Source organism: Rhizobium quercicola (assembly GCF_021168455.1).
In the GTDB taxonomy this organism is placed as follows: domain Bacteria; phylum Pseudomonadota; class Alphaproteobacteria; order Rhizobiales; family Rhizobiaceae; genus Ferranicluibacter; species Ferranicluibacter quercicola.
This window is the reverse complement of sequence record NZ_JAJOZR010000006.1, coordinates 187242-207913: the sequence shown is the minus strand read 5'-3', so window position 1 is coordinate 207913 and position 20672 is coordinate 187242. Positions and strand designations below refer to the sequence as shown.

At 63.0% G+C, this 20672-nt stretch carries 20 protein-coding genes; 3 read left to right on the top strand and 17 right to left on the bottom strand.

All coding sequences use genetic code 11. The annotated features are described in order from the left end of the window. Positions 1–169: 169 nt before the first annotated feature. The gene (locus tag LRX75_RS11095) at positions 170–442 is read left to right on the top strand and encodes an ArsR/SmtB family transcription factor (protein ID WP_231814342.1); all 273 of its coding nucleotides are present in this window, start codon (positions 170–172) and stop codon (positions 440–442) included. A 135-nt stretch (positions 443–577) separates the two neighbouring features. On the opposite strand, the gene LRX75_RS11090 is transcribed toward LRX75_RS11095, so the two are convergent. From LRX75_RS11090 to LRX75_RS11070, 5 genes are all read right to left on the bottom strand, one after another. Next, on the bottom strand, positions 578–2215 hold the full coding sequence (locus tag LRX75_RS11090) for an FGGY-family carbohydrate kinase (RefSeq protein ID WP_231814340.1): 1638 nt from the start codon (positions 2213–2215) through the stop codon (positions 578–580). A 47-nt stretch (positions 2216–2262) separates the two neighbouring features. Then, positions 2263–2991 (bottom strand): SDR family oxidoreductase, encoded by a 729-nt coding sequence (locus LRX75_RS11085; RefSeq protein WP_231814338.1) that lies wholly within the window; start codon positions 2989–2991, stop codon positions 2263–2265. 125 nt (positions 2992–3116) lie between these two features. Further along, positions 3117–4367: a sugar ABC transporter permease gene (locus tag LRX75_RS11080; RefSeq protein WP_231814336.1), complete on the bottom strand. Its 1251-nt coding sequence runs from the start codon at positions 4365–4367 to the stop codon at positions 3117–3119. Further along, on the bottom strand, positions 4364–5182 hold the full coding sequence (locus tag LRX75_RS11075) for an ATP-binding cassette domain-containing protein (protein WP_231814334.1): 819 nt from the start codon (positions 5180–5182) through the stop codon (positions 4364–4366). Before LRX75_RS11075 ends, LRX75_RS11080 begins: the two co-directional genes overlap by 4 nt. A 72-nt stretch (positions 5183–5254) precedes the next feature. Next, positions 5255–6298 (bottom strand): ABC transporter substrate-binding protein, encoded by a 1044-nt coding sequence (locus tag LRX75_RS11070; RefSeq protein WP_231814332.1) that lies wholly within the window; start codon positions 6296–6298, stop codon positions 5255–5257. 271 nt (positions 6299–6569) lie between these two features. Between LRX75_RS11070 and LRX75_RS11065 the strand changes: the two genes are divergently transcribed. Beyond that, positions 6570–7595 carry a LacI family DNA-binding transcriptional regulator gene (locus LRX75_RS11065; protein ID WP_231814330.1) on the top strand — a complete coding sequence of 342 codons (1026 nt, stop codon included), beginning with the start codon at positions 6570–6572 and terminating at the stop codon, positions 7593–7595. Between the two features lie 132 nt (positions 7596–7727). Here LRX75_RS11065 and LRX75_RS11060 read toward each other — a convergent pair whose 3' ends face one another. From LRX75_RS11060 to LRX75_RS11035, 6 genes are all read right to left on the bottom strand, one after another. After that, a complete protein-coding gene (locus LRX75_RS11060; protein ID WP_231814328.1) occupies positions 7728–8585 on the bottom strand; it encodes a carbohydrate ABC transporter permease in 858 nt (285 codons plus the stop codon). Between the two features lie 4 nt (positions 8586–8589). Continuing rightward, positions 8590–9516, bottom strand: a complete 927-nt coding sequence (locus LRX75_RS11055) for a carbohydrate ABC transporter permease (RefSeq protein WP_420851187.1) — start codon at positions 9514–9516, stop codon at positions 8590–8592. 108 nt (positions 9517–9624) lie between these two features. Beyond that, complete coding sequence (locus tag LRX75_RS11050; protein ID WP_231814324.1) at positions 9625–10860, bottom strand: ABC transporter substrate-binding protein; 1236 nt, start codon at positions 10858–10860, stop codon at positions 9625–9627. 377 nt (positions 10861–11237) lie between these two features. Next, positions 11238–12383: an ABC transporter ATP-binding protein gene (locus LRX75_RS11045; RefSeq protein WP_231814322.1), complete on the bottom strand. Its 1146-nt coding sequence runs from the start codon at positions 12381–12383 to the stop codon at positions 11238–11240. A gap of 257 nt (positions 12384–12640) precedes the next feature. Beyond that, positions 12641–13570 carry a PfkB family carbohydrate kinase gene (locus LRX75_RS11040; RefSeq protein WP_231814320.1) on the bottom strand — a complete coding sequence of 310 codons (930 nt, stop codon included), beginning with the start codon at positions 13568–13570 and terminating at the stop codon, positions 12641–12643. 4 nt (positions 13571–13574) lie between these two features. Then, on the bottom strand, positions 13575–14375 hold the full coding sequence (locus LRX75_RS11035; RefSeq protein WP_231814318.1) for a class I fructose-bisphosphate aldolase: 801 nt from the start codon (positions 14373–14375) through the stop codon (positions 13575–13577). Positions 14376–14582: 207 nt separating this feature from the next. Here LRX75_RS11035 and LRX75_RS11030 point away from each other — a divergent pair, with 207 nt between their 5' ends. After that, positions 14583–15344 (top strand): DeoR/GlpR family DNA-binding transcription regulator, encoded by a 762-nt coding sequence (locus tag LRX75_RS11030; protein WP_231814316.1) that lies wholly within the window; start codon positions 14583–14585, stop codon positions 15342–15344. On the opposite strand, the gene LRX75_RS11025 is transcribed toward LRX75_RS11030, so the two are convergent. From LRX75_RS11025 to LRX75_RS11000, 6 genes are read right to left on the bottom strand one after another with little or no spacing between them, the layout of a single operon-like run. Next, positions 15335–16315 (bottom strand): ROK family protein, encoded by a 981-nt coding sequence (locus LRX75_RS11025; protein WP_231814314.1) that lies wholly within the window; start codon positions 16313–16315, stop codon positions 15335–15337. The two genes, LRX75_RS11030 and LRX75_RS11025, sit on opposite strands and share 10 nt — an antisense overlap. After that, positions 16312–17025: a ribulose-phosphate 3-epimerase gene (locus tag LRX75_RS11020; protein WP_231814312.1), complete on the bottom strand. Its 714-nt coding sequence runs from the start codon at positions 17023–17025 to the stop codon at positions 16312–16314. The genes LRX75_RS11025 and LRX75_RS11020 overlap by 4 nt, the downstream gene beginning before the upstream one ends. After that, positions 17022–17777, bottom strand: coding sequence for an alpha/beta fold hydrolase (locus LRX75_RS11015; RefSeq protein WP_231814310.1), 756 nt, complete (start codon positions 17775–17777; stop codon positions 17022–17024). The genes LRX75_RS11020 and LRX75_RS11015 overlap by 4 nt, the downstream gene beginning before the upstream one ends. Beyond that, on the bottom strand, positions 17774–18610 hold the full coding sequence (locus LRX75_RS11010; RefSeq protein ID WP_231814308.1) for a sugar phosphate isomerase/epimerase family protein: 837 nt from the start codon (positions 18608–18610) through the stop codon (positions 17774–17776). The genes LRX75_RS11015 and LRX75_RS11010 overlap by 4 nt, the downstream gene beginning before the upstream one ends. Next, positions 18610–19686: a Gfo/Idh/MocA family protein gene (locus tag LRX75_RS11005; protein WP_231814306.1), complete on the bottom strand. Its 1077-nt coding sequence runs from the start codon at positions 19684–19686 to the stop codon at positions 18610–18612. Before LRX75_RS11005 ends, LRX75_RS11010 begins: the two co-directional genes overlap by 1 nt. Then, entirely contained in the window at positions 19683–20528 is an 846-nt protein-coding gene (locus LRX75_RS11000; RefSeq protein ID WP_231814304.1) for a sugar phosphate isomerase/epimerase family protein, read from the bottom strand. Before LRX75_RS11000 ends, LRX75_RS11005 begins: the two co-directional genes overlap by 4 nt. Positions 20529–20672: the final 144 nt, after the last annotated feature.

The window sequence follows — 20672 nt, the reverse complement described above, 5'->3', positions numbered from 1 at the left end:
TTAAAAAGACGCCTGCGTGTTGGATTTCAGCTGGATTTGACCCGTTTTTTCATTTCGCGGTAAACCGCCTAACTGAAACTAAAGTGTTGATCGCCAACATTTTCTCGTAGCGCAGGCGGATCCCTCCGAAATGAAAATGTGGTCTAAATCGGAGTGATAATCAACACCCGTGCGCCAACACCTTTTGGAAAGGCTTCAAGCGTCTCCACTAACCGTCGGCCAGCTAGCGGTAGGCCTACCAATCAGCAGACCAGCTGTTTCGCAGCACCTTCAGGTGCTTCTTGCAGGGAACTTGGTTTCTTTCGAGAAAAATGGTGCGAGCCGCATTTGCAGAATTAACGCAGCTGGCTTCAGCGCTTTAGTCAACTGGCTAGAGATAATTGCGAGAGGGCCAGCATCGCGCGACGGGACCGAGGCTAAGAGTTTATCTAAGATTTCATAATTTTTCTCGCGATCTGACTGACGTGCTTCATAATAAATGCCGCATTAAGGCTTTGGAAGACTTGACGGTTGTTTCCGCGTCTTCCAGAGCCGCCGGTCACCCAGGCGTTTAACGCGAATGTCTGCATCGCCTGTCTCAGATCTCTCTCACCGTGCGCGCCTGTTCCTGTAGCGTCTTGAAGGCTCCATAGCGGCGTCGATGAATGGCCGCGATCTCGCCTTCGGTGGGTGCGTATGTTCGATCTGCGTGGCTGAGCGCGCGCATGGCCGCTCCGGTCTCGGCGAATATGCCGCTCGCGACGGCACCAAGGATCGCCGAGCCGAGCAGGACCGGTTCTTCCGAGCGGGTCGCGACGACCGGCTTGCCGCAGGCGTCGGCGAGGATCTGGCGGACCAGATCATGCTGGCCCGCGCCACCGCTGATCACGACGCGCTCCACAGGGGCGCCGGGTTGCGTCTGCGTGTCGATGATCTGGCGCAGACCGTAGCCGATACCGCACAGGCCGGCCACATAGAGCGCAACGAGGCTGTCGGCGTCCGTGTCCATGCCGAGCCCAACGATGACGGCGCGGGCATGAGGATCGGCAAACGGCGCGCGATTGCCAAGGAATTCCGGCACGACATGCAGGCCGGTCGCAAGCCGCACGGCTTCCGACGCCGAGGCCGCACGGGTGGCGGCCGCGTTTGCCAGGAACACCGGCAGGGAGAGACCGGCTGCCGCCGCTTCCCGTCTCGCCGCTGCGGCTGCGGGATGGAGCGCCAGGAGATGATCGACAGCAGAGCCGGCCGCGCTTTGTCCGCCCTCGTTCAACCACATTCCGGGCACCATTGCGGAGAAATATGGGCCCCATACGCCGGGGACGAAGACCGGCTCTGCCGTCGAGGTCATGGTGCAGGACGAGGTTCCGAAGACATAGCCGAGATTGGCGCTTGGGCCCCCGTCGATCCCGACGGTGCCGATGCCGCCCGCATGCGCATCGATCATTCCCGCCGCAACGGCTGTCCCCGGGTTGAGGCCCATGGCAAGGGCAGCATCCGCCGACAGGCCCTGCCCGAGCGGCGTGCCAGGCGCAACGATCTCGGTGCCGATCCGCGCAAAGCCTTCCTCTGCCAGCACGTCAAGGCCGATCTTGCGGAAATAGCTCGGGTCCCATCGCTTCTCGTGGGCGAGATAGGTCCATTTGCAGGTGACCGTGCAGGTGGAGCGGGCAAGGCTCGCCGTCGCTTTCCAGGTGAGAAAGTCGGCAAGATCAAAGAACTGCCAGGCCGCATCGAAGACGGCGCGCCGGTTTTCCCGCAGCCACAGAAGCTTCGGCGTCTCCATCTCCGGCGAGATCCGCCCGCCGACATAGCGAAGCACGTCATGGCCGAGATCGTTGATCCGTGCGGCTTGCGCCACGGCGCGATGATCCATCCAGACGATGATATCCCGGCCTGGATCCTCCGACGGTCCCACGGGAAGAGAGGCGCCTCCCTCCCCGAGCACGACCAGCGAGCATGTCGCGTCGAAGCCGAGGCCGATCACCAGCGCCGGATCGACGCCCGCATTGGCGACGGCGTTGCGCACGACAGCGCAGACCGCCGACCAGATCTCCCTGCTCGACTGCTCGACCATCCCGCCGGCATCGCGAAACAGCGTGATGTCGCGCTTGGCGACGCCCAGCATCTGGCCTTCGAAATTGAAGACGCCGGCGCGCGCGCTGCCCGTGCCCACATCGACGCCGATGACATATCGGGTGGATGGCTGCGTGATGGCACTATCGTCTTCTATCATGGCCTTGTCTCTGGCTTTGTCTCTGGGCGTCGCAGATGAAACGCCGATCAGAGATCGACGCTGTTCGGGAGGATCACGAGGTCGCGGATGGTGATGTTGCGCGGCCGCGTCAGCATAAAGAGCACGGCATCGGCCACCTCCTTCGGCTGCATCAGGCTGCCATTGGCCAGAGCCTCGTCCATCTTGGCCTTCGGCCAGTCGTCGAGAAGCGCCGTGACCACCGGGCCGGGCAGGACGGCACCGACGCGAACGCCATGCGGCGCGACCTGGCGGCGCGTCGCATGGACGAAGGCCTGAACGGCGAACTTCGATGCGGTGTAGATCGGCTCCCAGATCACCGGCACGACACCGGCGATCGAACTCGTGAACAGGATGTCGCCGGACTTCTGGGCAATCATGTGCGGCAGAACCGCGTGGACCGAGCGAAAGGCGGCGTTGATGTTGAGGTTCAGCATCCTGTCCCAGGCATCCGGATCGCCCTCGGCAATCGCGCCACCGACATATGAGCCGGCATTGGCGTGGAAGACATCGAGTCTTCCGGCAAGGTCGAGGATCCGGGGCAAAATCCCCGAGAGTTCCTCGCCGTTCATGAGGTCGATGACCAATGGCTTGGCACGGTTCCCAAGCTCGGCGCAGAGGGTGTCGAGCTTGTCTTTGGCGCGGTCGATGAGGACGACCGTGGCACCCTCGGCAAGGAGGGCGCGGGCACAGGCAAGGCCAATGCCAGAGGCAGCGCCGGTGATGGCGACGACTTTTCCGGTCATGAGGTCGGACATGATGTAACTCTCCAGTATGTTCTCAGAATATCTGCCGTGAACGCCGGTTCGCAGGAAACATCCTGAATTGTTGTTTGAAGCCGTGACAGAAGCCGAAACAATTCCGCTCCGGTTGGAAAAGCTCCTTACGCTCGGCCATGGCTGACGCGCGAGCGGCGGGCAAGCGAATCCACGATGACGGCGATGGCCAGCACCGCGCCGGTGATCATGTAGCGCAGCGACGAGTTGAGGTTGAGCAGGGTCAGGCCGTTGGAGATGGCCTGGATGACGATGATGCCGAGAAGCGCGGAATAGGCGCTGCCGCGTCCGCCGAAGAGGCTGGTGCCGCCGATGACCGCTGCCGCTATGGCGTTGAGGTTGACGTCGCCGGTGCCGGCCTGCTGGCTCGACGATGCCAGGCGCGAGGCGGAGAGAATGCCGCCGAGGGCGCCGAGGGTCGAGCAGAGCACGAAGGCGCTGGTGTAGATGCGGCCCACGTTGATGCCGGAGCGCCGGGCGGCTTCCCGATTGCCGCCCACGGCGAACATGGACCGGCCCCACTGCGTCCGCGTCAGCCCGTAGTTCAGCACCATGACCAGCGCCACGAACAGGCCGAACATCCACGGCACGCCGCGACCGAGATTGAGATAGGAGACGATGGCCTCGAGCACGATCGTGAGAATGCCGGCCTTGACGAAAAGCGTGCTCAGGGGCTGGGACGACAGGTTGACGGCTTCCCGACGCTTGCGCACCGACAGGCCGACCATCACCATGACCAGGCCGGGCAACAGCGCGAGCAGCGCCGACAGCCAGCCGGGCATGACGAGGATCTGACCGAAGCGCACGAGCGGCGAGGCATAGGGCAGATTGATGCTGCCGGTCGGCCCGAGAATGTAGAGCTGCAGGCCGAGAAGCGCGAGCAGGCCGGAAAGCGTGGCGACGAAGCTCGGCATACCAAGGCGATTGTACATGAAGGCATAGAGCGCACCGACGACCGCGCCCGTGACGAGGGCCGCACCGATGGCGACGACCAGCGGCAGCCCGGAATTGACCCAGAGAACACCGATGATGGCCGAGGCAAGACCGCTTATGGAGCCGACCGAAAGGTCGATTTCGCCGAGGATGAGGACGCAGACGATGCCGAGCGAAATGATCCCGACCGTCGCGCAGTCGAACAGCAGATTGACGAGGTTGTTCGGCGCGAGAAAAATCGGGTTCAGGACGCTGAAGACCGTGGAGATGACGATCAGGCCGATGGCGACCGGCAGCATGCCAAGATCGCCGGATTTGACACGGCCGACGAGGGTGTGAAGGGCACCTGAAAGTCCCTCGGCATGAATGACGCGCACATCGCTGCGGTCGAGCGCCGGGGCCTTGTCGTTGGGATTCTGGCTCATGCGGTGCTCCCACCCCTATGGTTGACGTCGGATTTTCGTTCGATCCGACGCGACACGGCATTTTCCGTCGCGCCGGTGATCGAGGCGACAAGCTCGTGATTGGAGGCATCCGGGCTGAAGACGCCGTTGTTACGCCCGAGCCGCAACACGACGATGCGATCAGCGACGGCACGCACATCCTCCATATTGTGGCTGATGATGATGACCCCGAGCCCGCGCTCCCGGACGCGCTCGATCAGGTTGAGGACTTCGGCCGTCTGGGCCACCCCGAGAGCCGCTGTCGGCTCGTCGAGCATGATGATCTTCGGGTCGAGCAGCAGCGAGCGGGCGATGGCAACGGTCTGGCGCTGGCCGCCGGAGAGCGACGCGATCGGCTCGCGAACGGAGGGTATGCGGGCGGCAAGCTCTTTCAGGAGCGTCCAGGCGCGGACTTCCATGGCCACCTCGTCGAGGTTCCACGGCGACACTTCATGGCCGAGGAACAGGTTGGCGACGACATCGAGGTTCTCGCACAGCGCCAGATCCTGGAAGACGGTGGCGATGCCGAGCTCCAGCGCCAGGCTGGGGCTGTCGAGGCTAACGGGCTTGCCGCAGAATTCGATCTGTCCGGAGGTCGGCTGGTGCACGCCGGCCAGAACCTTAATCAGCGTCGATTTGCCGGCACCATTGTCTCCGACGAGCGCGACGACCTCGCCGGCATGTACTTCGAGATCGATATCGGTCAACGCGGAAACCGCGCCGAAATTTTTGGAGATTTTGGTCAAGCGGAGAATGGGACCGCCCGTCGCCGGGCCTTCCGTCTGTCTGTTCGCCATGATGCGCGCTCTCTGTTGAGAAGGGATCGACCGGTCGTGCTGAGCCGCGACCGGTCGCTTGTCGCAAGGGGCCTACTTGATGCCGAGCTTAGCGCAGCCTTCGGCATATTCGCCGGTGCAGACCTCGGCCACCGTCTGGATCTTCTTGTCGAAGATCTCGGCCTTGATGTTCTCGGCCGTCACGACAGCGGGAACGAAGAGCTCCGACGGGGTATCGTAAAGCGAGGTCTTCGCCTCCGGCGTCTCGCGCTTCAGAAACTGAACGGCGACCTTGGCGGCAGCGGCCGCCACGATTTCCGAGGGCTTGGAGATCGTGTTGTACTGGTCGCCCGAGATGATCAGCTGCAGCGCGGCGATGGTTGCGTCATTGCCGGTGACCGGGGGCACGGGATTGACACCGGCCGCCTTGAAGGCCGCGATCGCGCCGCCGCCGGTGCCGTCATTGGCCGCAACGACGCCTTTGATGTCGGCACCGAAGCGGGTGATCTGGCCGGCGGCCCACTCCTGCGCCTTTGGCGGCGCCCATTCCGGCGTGTCGAATTCGGCCAGCGTCTTGTAGCCGGAGTCCTTCAGGCCGCGATGAATGCCGTCCCGGATCAGGCCCGCGGCAGCATCGGTGGGCGAGCCGTTGATCTGCAGCACGCCGGCGCCTTCGGCAACGCCGCTCGTCTTCAGATGGGCGACGAGCGACTGGGCGATGGCATGGCCGATGCCTTCATTGTCGAAGGACACGTAGAAATTGGCGGCCTTGGCCGGGATCGGACGGTCATAGGCAATGACCTTCACATCCTGCGACTGGGCGATTTCCACGAGAGCGGCGGCAGCGGCGGAATCCACCGGATCGAGAACGATCACCTTTGCACCCTGCGCGATGACCGAGTTGAACTGCTGCTGCTGCAACGCCGTGTCGGCATTGGCGTTCTGGTAGATCACCGTGCAGGCGGCACAAAGCTTTGCCATCTCGGCCTTGAAGCCGGGATAATCGTGGTTCTCGTAGCGCGTCGAGGCCTGGTCCGGCATCAGGAACGCGACGGTCGCCGCCTCTTGTGCGAAAGCAGAGCCAGTGAACATGGCAGCGACAGCGGTCGTGACCAACAGTGTAGAGCGAAAAGTCATAGTCTCCTCCTTTTGAATTCGTCTGCGTCACCGAAGACTTCGCCACACCTCATTCGTCGCCGTCCCTCAGACGCGCCGATGCCTCCTGGCATCGCGGTCCGCAGAGGCGGACCATCACGGTTCCGCATCGGCCTTGATCGAAATGAGACGATCCTCTCCCGGCCAACCCTCCAGTCGGCCAATTCATCGATTGTGCACTTATGCTCAATCGATGAAGCATGTTTGTCACGAGATCGGATTGGTGTCAAGTTGGGTTGGAATGGAGACGGATGTGAGTCAGGAAAAATCGGCGAAAAAGACGACCATCTACGATCTGGCAGAGCTTGCCGGCACGTCGGCCAGTGCCGTCAGCGCGGTTCTCAACGGAACCTGGAAGAAGCGCCGGATCAGCGCCAAGCTGGCCGAGCGCATCACCACGCTCGCCGACGAGCAGGGCTACGCGGTCAACATGCAGGCGAGCCTGCTCCGACGGGAGAAATCCAAGATCATCGGCATGATCGTGCCGAAATACGACAACCGCTATTTCGGCTCCATCGTCGAGACGTTCGAAACGATGGCGCGCGAGCGCGGGCTCTTCCCCATCATCACCTGCACCCGGCGCGATCCGGAACTGGAGGTCGAGGCAGCGCGGACCATGCTGTCCTATCAGGTCGAATGGCTCGTCTCGACGGGGGCGACCGATCCGGATCGCATCAGCGACCTGTGTGCCGCCGCAAACGTCGGAAGCCTGAATCTCGACCTGCCCGGCACAAAGGCACCCTCGATCATCTCGGACAATTTCACCGGTGCCCGCGAACTGACGCGCCGCATCATGCTGAACAGCCGCGCCAGGATGGGCGAGGCTCGGCCTCTCCTCTTCATTGGAGGGCGGGCGAGCGATCACAACACGTCGGAGCGCATCCGCGGCTTCCGCGCCGCCCATGCCGATATCGGTGTTCTCCTGGACGAAAGCCATATCCTGGCGAGCGGCTATGCACCTGAAAAGGCCGAGGCCTCTCTCGCCTCCTTGGCGAGAACCGAGGGATCCCTACCGAACGGAATGTTCGTGAACTCGACGATCTCGCTTGAAGGTGTGATGCGCTGGATCAAGCGTTCGGGTCATTACGGCGAGCACTCGCCCGTCATCGGCTGCTTCGACTGGGATCCATTCGCTGCTCTTCTCGGAGACGACATCGAGATGGTCCGGCAGGATGTCCCCTCGATGCTCGACGCTGTTTTTCTCATTATACAGAATGGTGCGGCGGACAGGACACTGATCGAGATCCCGCCGATCTTCCGCGAAAACTTCTCCCCGTAGCCGTGTGTCGAACGCCAAGCGAGAGCGTCCCTCAATCATCTCTATCGCGAAGATGGTTGCGCGACATCCGGGAACAGCGAGACGAGACCCAGACGCATCGCGTTTCCGCCGTGCTACGTCAAAGCTCGCGGGTCAGCTCTTGACCGACCCGGATGTCATGCCGGCGAGGAAGTAGCGTTGGGCGAAGAGGTAGAGGAGGAGGAGCGGCAGCGAGCCGAGCACACTCATGGCCATCATCTCGTTCCACTCGAAGGCGTGCTGCCCCATGAGAAGCTGGATGCCGATCGGCACGGTGCGAAGGTCCATGGATTTCGTCAGCGTCAGCGCAAAAAGGAACTCGTTCCAGGAAAGCAGAAACGTGTAGACCGCCGTGGCGACGATGCCGGGCACCGAGACCGGAACGATCACGCGCCAGAGGGCGGTCCAGCTGGTGCCGCCATCGACCAGCACGGCTTCGTCCAGCTCCTTCGGCAGCGTGTTGAGATAGCCGGTCATCAACAGGATGGCATAGGGCAGCGTGAAGACGAGGTATGTCAGGATCAGCGCGAAATAGGTGTCGAAGATGCCGAAGGCGACCACCATGCCGAAATAGGGGATGAGCAACGTGATCGGGGGCACCGTCTGCGTGCTGATGATGAAGACGTTCAGCGTGTTCTTGAAGCGAAACGAATAGCGGCTGAAACCGTATGCCGTGACGATCGCGACGAGCAAAGTGAGCAGCGTGACGACGCCGGCGACGATGTAGCTGTTGATGAAGAAGCGGATCTTCACCGGATCGTCGAAGATCGAGGCATAGGCGACGAGCGTATAGACGTCCGGCAACAATTTAGGGGGAAGAGCGAAGATCTCCGTGTTGGATTTCAACGAGCTGAAAAACATCCAGAGAATGGGAAAGCCCGCAAAGACCAGACCGATTGCAAGCCCGATATAGGTGAGAACCGTGGGAATGACGGAACGGCCGGATGAGCGCTTTGATGAACGTTGGGCCATGGGATCACCTGCCCTTCTGATGCTTGATGTAAAAATACGTCATGCTCATCGAGATGACGAGAATGATGATCGCGCTCGCCGAGGCCAGTGAAAACTCGTACTGCGAGAAGGCGAGCTTGTAGGTGTAGGTGCTCAGCACCTCGGTCGAATAGATCGGCCCACCGCCCGTCGTCATCCAGACGAGCGGGAAGACCTGCATCGTCCAGATGAAATCGAGAAGCGCGATCGAGATGATGATCGGCATGAGCTGCGGGATGGTGATGTACCAGAACTTCTGCAACGCGTTCGCCCCGTCGATGCCGGCGGCCTCATAGAGTTCCTTGGAGATACCCTGCAGACCGGCCAGCAGGCTGACCATGTAGAGGGGATAGCCGGCCCAGATGTTGGCGAAGGTCAGGGCATGGAGGGCCGTCGCGGTGGATGAGAACCACTCGACTTTGAAATCCACGATGTGAAGCGCCATGAGAACGCTGTTGACGACGCCGTTCGGGTCGAGAAGCAAACGCCATATGATGGCGATGATGACGGCAGTGAAGAGCCACGGCAGGATGTAGAGCACGCGCAACAGGCTTCGAACGGCCGGATCGATGCGCTGGGTATTGAGGAGAAGCGCGAAGGCGAGGCCGATGAGGAAGTGGAAGACCACGCTCATGACCGTGAAATAGAGCGTTTGTCCGAAGGCCTGCCAGAAAATCGCGTCCCGGAAGATCATCAGGTAATTCTGAAAGCCGACGAAGGCTGCATCCTTTTTCATGATCGCGCCGTCCATCAGCGAATAGCGGAAGACCATGATCATGGGAAACAGCATAAGCACCGAGAAGAGCAGGGTCGCCGGCGCGATATAGAGATAGGGGACCAGCCGTTTGCGCGTCCGATAGGTCAGAAGGCCGCTCTTGCGCTTTTTCGCCGGCCGGACGGCCACACCCTGCATCACACTGCTCATGACGGTTGTTTTCCCGGTTTCTTCAAAGGCGGATGAAGCGAAAATCATCCCCGACAAGCGGATCGGTCGCGTGCCGGGGATGCCGAACCTGCTCGGCTAGAACTTGGTCAGCCACTGCTTCTGCGCGTTGGCCGCGGCTTCCTTTGGCGTCTCCGAACCGTCGAACATCTTCTGAACCTCGATGCCCATCTGGCGCATCAGTTCCTCGGCCACGGGAAGCCCGACGAACTCGTTGGCAAGATGGCCGCTCTGGAAGATCGCGAAGGCCTCTTCGAACAGCGGGTCGGACTTCGAGAAGTCGGGCTTTGCGTTCACATTGCCGGGAAACGCATTGGCGATGGAGACGAGGCGGCCGTTGACCTCGGGGCTCATCAGGTATTCGACGAGTTTCCAGGCCTCTTCCTTGTGCTTGCTGCCTTCGCTGATGCCGATGCCCCAGGAGGCATAGGGCAGTCCGCGCTTGCCGGTATAGCCATCGACGGCGGGCAGGGCCGAGATGCCGAAATTGAGCTTCGGGTTGCGTTCGCGGATCAGATTGATGTGCGCCAGCGAGTCGACCATCATGCCGACACGGCCGTTGACGAACTCTTCGACCTTGTCCTGCTCCTTCTTGGCGAAGATGCCGGGCGAGATGAAGCCCGCGTCGTGCAGAGACTTGATGTATTCGAGGGTGCCGACGACGGATTCGTTTTCGAGATCCGGCTTGCCGTCCTTCAGCATCGACCCGCCGGACGCCCAGGACCAGGACATCACGTCATTCTGAATGCCGCCGGGGTTCTGCAGCGACAGTGGCAGCACCCATCCATACTGGTTCTTGGACGCATCGGTCATCTTCTTGGCGGCATCGGCAAATTCCGTGCGCGTGCTCGGCATCTTGTCGATGCCGGCGGCCTTGGCGAGATCGAGATTGACGAACACCGGATAGACGAAGGAGGCGAGTGGGAACATGACGCTGTTGCCGTCGACCTTGACGATGTCGGCGATCTGGCCGGCATCGTATTTCGCATTGGCCATCAGCGGGTCCATCGACGCGATGGCCCCCTGCTTGGCAAGGCCGTTGACCCAGGCGCCATCCAGGCCGACGACATCGCTGAGCGTGCCGGACGCTGCGCCGACGACGATCTGGTCGCGGGTGGTAGCATAGGGGCCGCTGACCAGCGTGACCTTGATGCCCGGATTGGCCTTCTCGAAATCGTCCATGATGCCGCGCAGCGCGCCCGCGGGCATTTCCGGCTCCCACCACTGGATGAACTCGATGGTGGTATCAGCGAACGCAGCCGTCGAGCACAATGCCCAGAGCGCTGCGGTGGCAAGAAGCTTCGTAGCCTTCATGATCCCCTCCCAGGAATACGGTTTGTTCGATCCTCCCAGATCGATATGGCAGTAGGGTCCCGAACGCCGATGCCTGTCAACGTCCAATTTTCGCATGCAGTCGGTTCGATATTTCTGGGTTCAGAAATCAACTATCAAACCATTGAAATATATATCTTTTATACCTCATCTCTGCACAGCGCTTCACAGCAATTTAAATTACCTGCGGATCGTTATTTCTTTACTTCCGTAAATAAATGAAAGAGCAGGCTTCCAACGGTTTTTCAATGCGGTTCGCGCATGTGGGTGCGGTCCATGCAAGCCGGTCGATCTCCGATCTTTCGTGTGAACGGCTCCCTTGCCAGCCTGCCCGGTGCACGATGGGCAGACACAGCGCTTCAGAGCGCCAGATGGCTTTCCGGATCGAAGAAGTGCAGTTTGGCGACGTCGATCGCCACATCGATCCGCGACCCTGCCATGGCCTTGCTGGTGGCTTCAAACTTGGCGACGGCGTTCGCCGCACTGCTCAGCTCTTCCACGGCATCCGGGTCGCCGGAATCCACGCGGATGGCGTCGATGTTCAGATGGACGATCCACTCGGAACCCAGTTCCTCAATGGATTTGACCGTTGCCGGTATTGTCGGGTACCTCGCGCCCGAGGCGAGCCCACTGTCGTGGAGATCCTCGGGACGGATGCCGAACAGAACCATCCGCCCCTCGAACGCCTTGAGCCCCGGAGACTGCGCGAAGACCTCCTCCGCCAGCGGGATCGAAAAGGTCGGCAGGACGATGCGGCCGTTTTCGAGGCGTCCTTGGAACAGGTTCATCGACGGCGAGCCGATGAAGCCGGCGACGAAGGCGTTGACCGGTTTGCTGTAGAGAACCTTTGGCGTATCCACCTGCTGCAACACGCCGCCCTTGAGAACGGCGACACGATCTCCCATCGTCAGTGCCTCCGTCTGGTCGTGCGTGACGTAGATCGTCGTCACGGCAAGCTGCCTCTGCAGATTGACGATCTCGGCGCGCATCTGAACGCGCAGCTTGGCGTCGAGGTTGGAGAGCGGCTCATCCATCAGAAACGCGGCCGGCTCCCGCACCATCGCCCGACCCATCGCCACACGCTGGCGCTGCCCGCCGGAAAGTTCCGCCGGCTTGCTGCCGAGCACCTTCGTCAATTGCAGCGTTTTCGCGATTTCGTTGACGCGTTTTGTGCGTTCATCCTTGCTCTTGCCAGCAAGCTTCATCGAGAAGGCGATGTTGTCGAACACGGTCATATGCGGGTAGAGCGCGTAGGACTGGAACACCATGGCGATGTTGCGATCCTTCGGCGAAAGATCGACGACGTTCTCGCCGCCGATGCTCAACGTGCCGCTGCTGATCTCCTCCAGCCCCGCGATCATGCGAAGAGCCGTCGACTTGCCACAGCCTGACGGCCCGACGAGGATCAGAAACTCGCCGTCACGGATCGTCAGGCTCAGATCTTTGATCGCGTGGAACTCGGTTCCAAAGGTCTTGCAGATTTTGTCCAGCACCACGTCGGCCACGGTGTTCTCCTCCCTGTTTCCTCAGCCATCGGAACCTTGCGATGGCCCTTGTACGACGGCGCCCATAGAAGGCGCGTCCCCGCGCCGCTCGTCAACGGCTTGTTGCCGGCAAGAGCATCCGTCATTACCAAACACTTCAGCATCAAATTCCGTATCACATTCACAGGAAACGCTTTTTTCAGCGCTTCATCGGCATCGCGAACGAAAAAATATTTTTTTACGCGTGCAATTTTATCGACGGATTCGATACGTGCGCGTCAGGCCATCGCCAGAGGTCTTGGCGCACCCGCAGCCATCATCAGGTCGGTGCAGGCGGCGTGATCGGGAAGAGCCATTCGCCCCCCTTTTCCGGTCACGGAGACGGCGGCCGCGGCCGCGGCATAGCGCACGCAATCGATCGGCAGCTCTCCCCGCGACAGCGCCAGCGCATAAGCGCCGTGGAAGCAATCGCCGGCACCGGTGGTATCCACGGCGCGCACCGCATAGGCCGGTACGTGCCAGTCCCGCACATCGTCCGCCTGCCGCAAGAAAGCACCACGGTCGCCGTCGGTGAGCACCACGGCTGCGCGGTCATCGGCCCAGAGACGCTGGAGAATGGCAGCCGGCGCGGTCTCGCCTGTCTGCGCCTCGGCATAGGCGAGCGGCAGAACGAGATGATCGGCAAGCGCGATCAGGCGGTCCGTCGCCGGACCGACCGACCACTCGATGTCGGCGACCACGGACAGTCCGAGAGTGCGGGCCTGGGCGACGGTTCGTTCGGAATGCGTCGCATAACCGTCGATAAGCAGAACACGCGCCTCGGAGAGCACCTCGTTGCCCAGATCATCGCAGGTTCCGTGAGGCACATCATCGTCATAGGCGATGAAACGCTCTCCATCCGGTGCAACGGTGATGACGGACCGGATGGCCCGGGCATCTGACCGGCGCGGGGCGCGGGAAATGTCCACGCCGTGCCGCGCCAACTCGCCGGCGCTCGTGTCTTCCGGTGCGCCGCCGAGCCAGCCGATGAAGCCCGCCCGGCCGCCGAGCCTCGCAACCGCCACGAGGGCGGTTGCGACGTTGCCGCCGAAATCTCGCGTGCGCCCCACGACCCTGCCCTTCCCCGCCTTCAGCGGTCGATCGACATAGACGATGTCATCGATGGCAACGGCGCCGAAACCGAGAACGTCGAGGCGGTGAGATGCCATGACCTTAGGCGCCCGCAGCGGCCAGAGCTTCCTCTGGCGCCATGCCGTCGTGAATGACGAACTTGAAGGCGCGGGCAGCCTTCGTCGTGTCCCCGTGGCCCCAAAGATTGCGGCCGACGACGGCACCGCGGGCACCGGCGCGCAGCGCGTCGCTGGTCTGCTTGAGGGCGCCGAGCAGCGTATCGGTCTTGGGGCCGCCTGCGATGACGATCGGGACCGGGCAGGTGGCGACGGTTTCCCTGAAGCTGTCGAAGTCGCCGGTGTAGCCGATCTTGATGACATCGACGCCGGTCTCGAAACCGATGCGGACGGCGTAGGCGATCTCGTCCGGCGTGAAGACGATCTTGCCGCCATTGGCGTAGTCGCGCGGATAGACGTGGGCGACGACGGGCATTTCGAAACGTGCGGCGGCGTTGACCGTGTCCGTCAGCCAGCGGATATAGTGACCTTCGGTATCGCCGCGGACGGGAATAGCGACGGCCAGCGCATCGGCGCCGTAGCGAACCGCATCTTCCGGCGTGGCGATGAGCTGCCGGATGCGATCGTCCGGCGTGAAGCAACCGGCCTGGATCACGAGCGCCGCCTTGCCGGCATAGGCCGACCAGAGGTGCCGTGCGGCGCCCGGCTGGATGCTGATATAGTCCGGGCCTCCCGCCATGACGCGCTCCAGTGCGCCGGGAAGGTCGGCAAGCCCGCCTTCGCGCACATTGCCGTAGCCGACGAAATGGTCGACGGCGCCGCCGAACAGGTTTCCCGATGCATGCGAAAACAGGCGCGACAGCCGTACTTTGGTTCCAAGGCCCATGATGATCTCCTCCGCAAATCCTCTATCTGCACCCCAGCTAACGCGAAAGAAAACAAATACACAATATTTCGATTTCTTTCGTTTTACATTTGCGTTATGAAAATTTACAAATTTAAGCGCCGTATTGCAGTGCACACGCTTATTCCGCTAGCACACTTGCGATATCATCTTTGTTTTTTCGAAAGTTTCCCGTCATTCGGAGCCATCATGCTCGCACAACAGAGACGACACCAGATCATGCTTGAGCTCCAGCGCGGGGGGCAGGCAAAGACGCGGGAGCTTGCGGAGCGCTTCGGCGTGTCCGAAGTCACCATTCGCGCGGACCTCGAAAATCTCGATGCGAAGAAGCAGCTGATCAAGACGCATGGCGGCGCCATCGCCTTGCCGGTGGATTCGCCGGCTGCTGCCTTCGAGGAGCGGATGAACCGGAATTTCGAGGCCAAGCGCCGGATCGCCCAGATGGCGGCGCGGCTCATCATCGACAACCAGTCCATCGTCTTCGACAGCGGCTCGACGCTGCTGCAGCTGGCGATGCAGATGCCGCCGGTCCACAATGTGGTCGTGGCCACCACCGCCATGAACATCGCCCAGCACCTGATGTACCGCCCCGGACTGGACGTCCACATGATCGGCGGCCGGGTGTTTCCCCATACGGTCAGTACCATCGTATCGGATGCCGACAAGGCCGTGGGCGGACTGGTCGCGCATCAGGCCTTCGTCAGCGCGCATGCGATCGATCACGCCTTCGACGTTGTCGACGTCTCCGAAGATATCGCCCGCACCAAGCGCAACCTCGTGCGCATGGCGCGGCGCGTCATCCTGGTGGCGGATTCGACCAAGTGGGATACCGGCGCCTCGTCCAAGGCCTTCTCGCTGTCCCGCGTCGACATGATCATCACGGATACCGGCATGCCCTATTCGATTCGCAGCCGCCTGGACAAGCTGGGCGTCGAGGTCCGCTACGTCTGATGCCGGTCCTCGCGCGTTGCGGAAGAGGATGGCGTGAAGACCAGACCGGCGGCCCCCACCAGCCCCGCATTCGTTCCGAGCCCGGCCCGCACGATGACGACGTCGCGATAGGCCGACATGGCCCGCGTCGCAACGACGCTGCGAATGCCGCCGATCAGGAGATCGAAGGCATTCGAAAGTCCGCCTCCGAAAACGACGATATCGGGCGAGAAGATGTGCAGCAGGTTGGTCAATCCGATGCCGAGCCATTCCGCTTCCTTCGCGATCAGCGCGAGGGCGACGGGATCGTCCACCCGTGCCGCCTCCACCACGGCACGCGCCCCCGGACGACCGATAGCCGACTGGGCCGCAGCGATCTTCTCGCCGCCCGGCCGCAGGGCGGCGTCGGCACCGCGATGCCCGAGCGCGGTTCCAGATGCCAGCGCCTCGAAACACCCGACATTGCCGCAGAGGCAGGTCGGGCCGAAACCGGAGATGGTCATATGGCCGATCTCGACCGCCAGGCCGCGACGGCCGTGAAAGATGCGTCCGTTTGAGACGACGCCACCGCCGATGCCGGTGGAAACGGTGACGAACAGTACGGTCTCGAAGCCTCGTCCCGCGCCATGGCGCCATTCGCCGAGGGCTGCCACGTTCGCGTCGTTGTCGAGGAACACCGGCAGGCCCAGCCGCGCGGACAACCGCTTGACCACGGCGACATCGTGCCAGCCGGAAAGCGTCGGCGGCGCAACCATGATGCCGGCCAGGGGATCCAGCGGCCCGGGCGCGCCGAGGCCGACGCCGGCTATGGTGCCGTCCGTTCCCGCCATCAAGGTTTTGGCGAGAGACGTCATCTGATCGAGCACCGCGTCGACACCCTCGCGCGCGAGGGTGGGCACGGTCAAGGCTTGCCGTACCTCGCCTGCCTGCGTGACGATCGCTGCCCGCAAATCCGTACCGCCGAGATCGAAGGCGAGTGCGGTGGCGGTCATGCCGCCCTGCCGCCGAGCCCGTGCAGCCACGCGATCCGGGCAGCAAGATCCGACGCGCCGAAGGCGAGCGACCCCAGCACGACGGTCTCCGCGCCCGCCGCACGCAGATCCGGGACCGTGGTCTCGCGGATACCGCCGTCGGCGGCGAGGATGATCTCCGCACGCCCGGCCGCCTCGATGAGACGCCGCGCGTCCCCAAGCCGGCTGCAGGCTTCAGGCGCAAGGCTTTGTCCCTTGACGCCGATCCGCGTGCCGAGCAGCGTGACCATGCCGACATGCGGCAGGAAGGGCAGGATTGCCTCGACCGGGGTCTCCAGCCGCAGGACCACCCCGCCGACGACACCGGCCTCGCGCGCGGCCGCCAGTGCCCGAAGCCCGGCCTCGCCGTTCTCGGCATGCACGCTGAGAAGGCTGGCACCGGCCTCGATGAACTGTGCTGCCTGCGCCTCCACGCTGTCGGCCTCCACCATCAGGTGTACGTGGATCGGAACCTTCGTATGCTGCGAGATCTGGGCCACGAGATCGGGGAAGAACAGGTATCCCGGTGCAAAACGCCCGTCTGCAACATCGATATGGTGAAGATCCGCCACCGCCTCGATCCGGTTCAGATCACGTTCCAGATTGACCAGATCGGCCGACCACAACGAGAATTCCGCAAGCAGCCGGTTGCGGGGCAGCGCCGAGATGGCAAGAGCGTGGTTGTCGATCATGATGAGCTCCGGGTGTGCAAGGCGAGAAAGTCCGCAATCGCGGCTTTGACGTCATGGTGGTGGCGATCTCGGTCGAGCGCCTTCGACGCCACGTTGACGAGCCGAGCACCGGGTATCGCGGCCGCGAGCGTTTCGGCGCAGGCGCGCGGATGAATGGCGTCGTTGTCGTTGGCGATGATCAGAGCGGGAAGCCGCAAGGCTTCGACGTCTTGTCGGGTGATGCCGGGAGAACCCGTCGCGATATCGGCAAGTATTTCAGCAAAGCGCGACGGCTGCGGCCTGTCGGCATAGGCAAGCAGCGAGGCAAGATTGTCGGGCGCATCCCGCGCGAGACGCTGGCCGGTCTCTCCGGCGGAAAACGCTGCGCGTGCTGCCTCGGGCGGAAAATGCTGCAGCAGGGCCGCCATCTCGGCGATGGGCGCCATGTTCTCCGGGGCGCTCGTGACATTCCAGGCCGGCCGCACGAGGACGAGGCCCGTCACGCGCTCGGGATGGTGGCACGCCAGGTAGAGAGCGATCGCAGCGCCCATCGAGATGCCGGCCGCGATGAACCTGTCATGCCCCGCCATGGCTTTAAGAGCGTCTCTTGCAAAAAGCGGAATGCTGAACGGCCGATCGTGACCGAGCGGCGTATCCTTGTGGCCACGGCAGTTGATCGTCACCCGCAGCGCATCCGCGCTCTCCGGCCAGTTGGCGGCAACCTGCGCGTCGTCGCCGCCCAATCCGTGCTGGAAGAGAACGGTCTGCGTCATGCCGGCACCGCGAGCAGCGGGGCCAGAAAGCGGGCGACGCCGGGCGCGTCTTCCGGTTCCAGGCCATGCGTCACGACGGCGCCGTCGAAGCCGGAGGCGCGCAGCCGTGCGACAAAATCAGCGAAATCCACGACGCCCCGTCCCGGTGCGGCGAAGCGGCCGTCGGCATGCCGGTCCTTGGCATGCGCCATGACGGTGAGCCCTGCCGCGATATCCACGGCACGTGCGACGATCTCGCGTGCGCGCTGCGCATCCGCGGCCTCGAACAGGTTCGCGGGATCGAGCACGATCCTCAGCCGATCCGATCCCATCTCCCCGATCAGCCGGCGAGCATCCTCGGCCGATGTGACGACATTCGCCTGCTCCGGCTCGATACCGAGCGTGATCCCAGCGGCCTCGGCACGTCGGAGTGCCTCGGCCATGTCCCCGGCCATGTCGGCCCAGGCCTCGGGCGTCGCATTGTCGGGATGGTGCGCCCACTGGTCGCTGATATGTCGGGAGCCGGTGCAGAGCGTGACGAGCGGGATGTTCAGCGCGCTTGCAAGATCAATGATGTGGCCAAGCGCCAGCCGTCCGCGGGCACGGACCGCAGGATCGGGATGCGCCATGTTGTAGGTGCCGGAAAGTGCCGCGATACCAACGCCGGATGCGACACGCGCCGCATCGATCCGCGCGATCAGTGCCTTGGGGTCCACGATCTCGTCCGGCAGCGAGGGCAGACCGGCGCAGGCGAGGTTGAACTGCACCGTCCCGTATCCGGCCGCGCGCGCCGCCAGCAGCACCTGTGTCGGGTCGGTCCCGGCGAAGGTCTTGGCGAAGATGCCGAGCTGCATCAGACCGCTCCCGTGACGGAGGCGAGCGCGACGCGTTCGCCCGTCTCGACCGAGCGCGCGATCGCGACCATGGCACGGATGGAGGCAAGGCCGTCACGGACATCGGCACCGCGCATCGGCGCACCGTAGAGAATTGTATCCGCAAGACCTTCGAGCTGCCGGCGGAAAAAGTGACCGTCGGCCCCGAGCGGGCGCCGCGACGATGCATCTTTCTCATGGAAGATATCGACCTCGGACGCACGAAAGTACCAGGGATTGAACGTTTTCGCGATGACGGAGCCGTTCTCGCCATAAAGCTGGAAGCCCTCGTGCCAGTCCATCCGCACCGCCACCGTCAGGTCGAGATGGCCGAGTGCGCCATTGGCGAATTCGGTCTCGACAAACCAGCAATAGGCGCCGAAGCGCGTGGACAGGCGTGCGCGCACCGCGACGATGTCGCCGCAGAAGAAGCGGGCGGTGTCGACCAGATGCGACCCGTGCGCCAGCATGAAATATTGGCGGAGATCGGCCTTGGGATTGCCCCCCGGTCGTCGCGCCAGCTTGCTGGATACGGGCAGCGGCTGGATGGCGTCCGTATTGGTGTAGCGATGCGTGCTGTCGCAGTACCAAGCCTTCAGCGCCAGGATCTCGCCCATGTCGTCGCGCACGAAATCGCGTGCCGCCTCCAGCGCCGGATCGAACCGCTTCATGTGCCCGACCTGCAGGATCTTGCCGGAGGCCTCGACGGTGCGCGCCAGCGCCTCCCCCTCTTCAATCGAGACGCCAATGGGTTTCTCGCAGAGCACGTGCTTGCCGGCCTCGAGCGCCTTGATCGACATCGGCACGTGATAGGCATCCGACGTTGCGACGATAACGGCCTCCAGTTCCGGGTCCGCCAGCATCTCGTCATAATCGGTGAAACGACGTTGCGGCTCGTAGGTCGCCGCCATGCGCGCCAGAAGGTCCGGCGCCGCATCGCAGATGGCATAGAGGTCGGCATTTCCCGCCTTCACGCAGGATTCCAGATGCGCGAACTGCGCGATGGGCCCACATCCGAGCACGCCCACCCGGAGCCGTCTTTCCTGTTTGCGGATCACGACTGTGCTCCCTTGCGGTCATCGGCAAAGCCCATGCGGGAAAGCGTCTCGCGGTTGATGCGCACGGCACTTGCCGGATCTCTGCCGGCCTCTTCCGATTCCTCCTCGACGACGATCCAGCCGTTGAAGTGCGGCGCCGTCGCGACGATGGCGATCACCTCTCCGATGTCACAGACGCCGGCGCCGAGCATCGCCCACTCGCCCGCGGCATCCACGTCTTTGAGATGGACGTAGCGGATGCGATCCCGATACGCGACAAGCGTGTCGGCCATTGTCTGGCCGCCCCGCAGGATATGCCCCGTATCAGGCACCCAGCCGACCTGCGGGTCGAGGCGCGAGAAGATCTGGTCGTAGTCGCTGCGGGTGTACAGCAGCGTCCGGTGATGGGAGGATGGGTGAACGGCGACGGCGACGCCGGCCGCACGCCCGATATCGCTTGCCCTGTTGTAGATTTCGGACGCGATTCCGAAGCCGTCTTCGCGTGGGCCATCCGACACGGATGTGGCGGAGCCGAGGGAGACCAGCGCACCGGGAAAACCGGCGACGAAATCCACCCAGCGCGTGACGGCATCCAGATCGTCTTCCATCCGGTCGGGCAGTGTGAAACCGCTGTCGGAACCGAAGGCGAAGGAGACAAGCGTCAGCCCGGCATCGCGCAGCGCCCGCGCAAACGCCGCGGGCCGCGCCGCGTAATCGCCAATCATCGTGTTGGTGATCTCAAGGCCGGTGTAGCCGCCATGGGCGACCGCCGCGATCAGGTCGTCCGGCCCGCCTTTCCACGCGGAGCCCAGCATTTCCCATGTGTAGGTCTGGCAGCCGAACGTCAGTTCCGTTTTCGTCATCCGTCTGTTCCTGTCATGGTTTCCGGGTTCGTCGCGCGGCCGTCACCGTCCGTTGCCGGCAGACGCCGTGCCGGCTTCGTCAGGCGGATATGCGGGCGACGCGGCGAGCGGCAACGACCTTGCGGCGGCAGATGTCGATGCCAC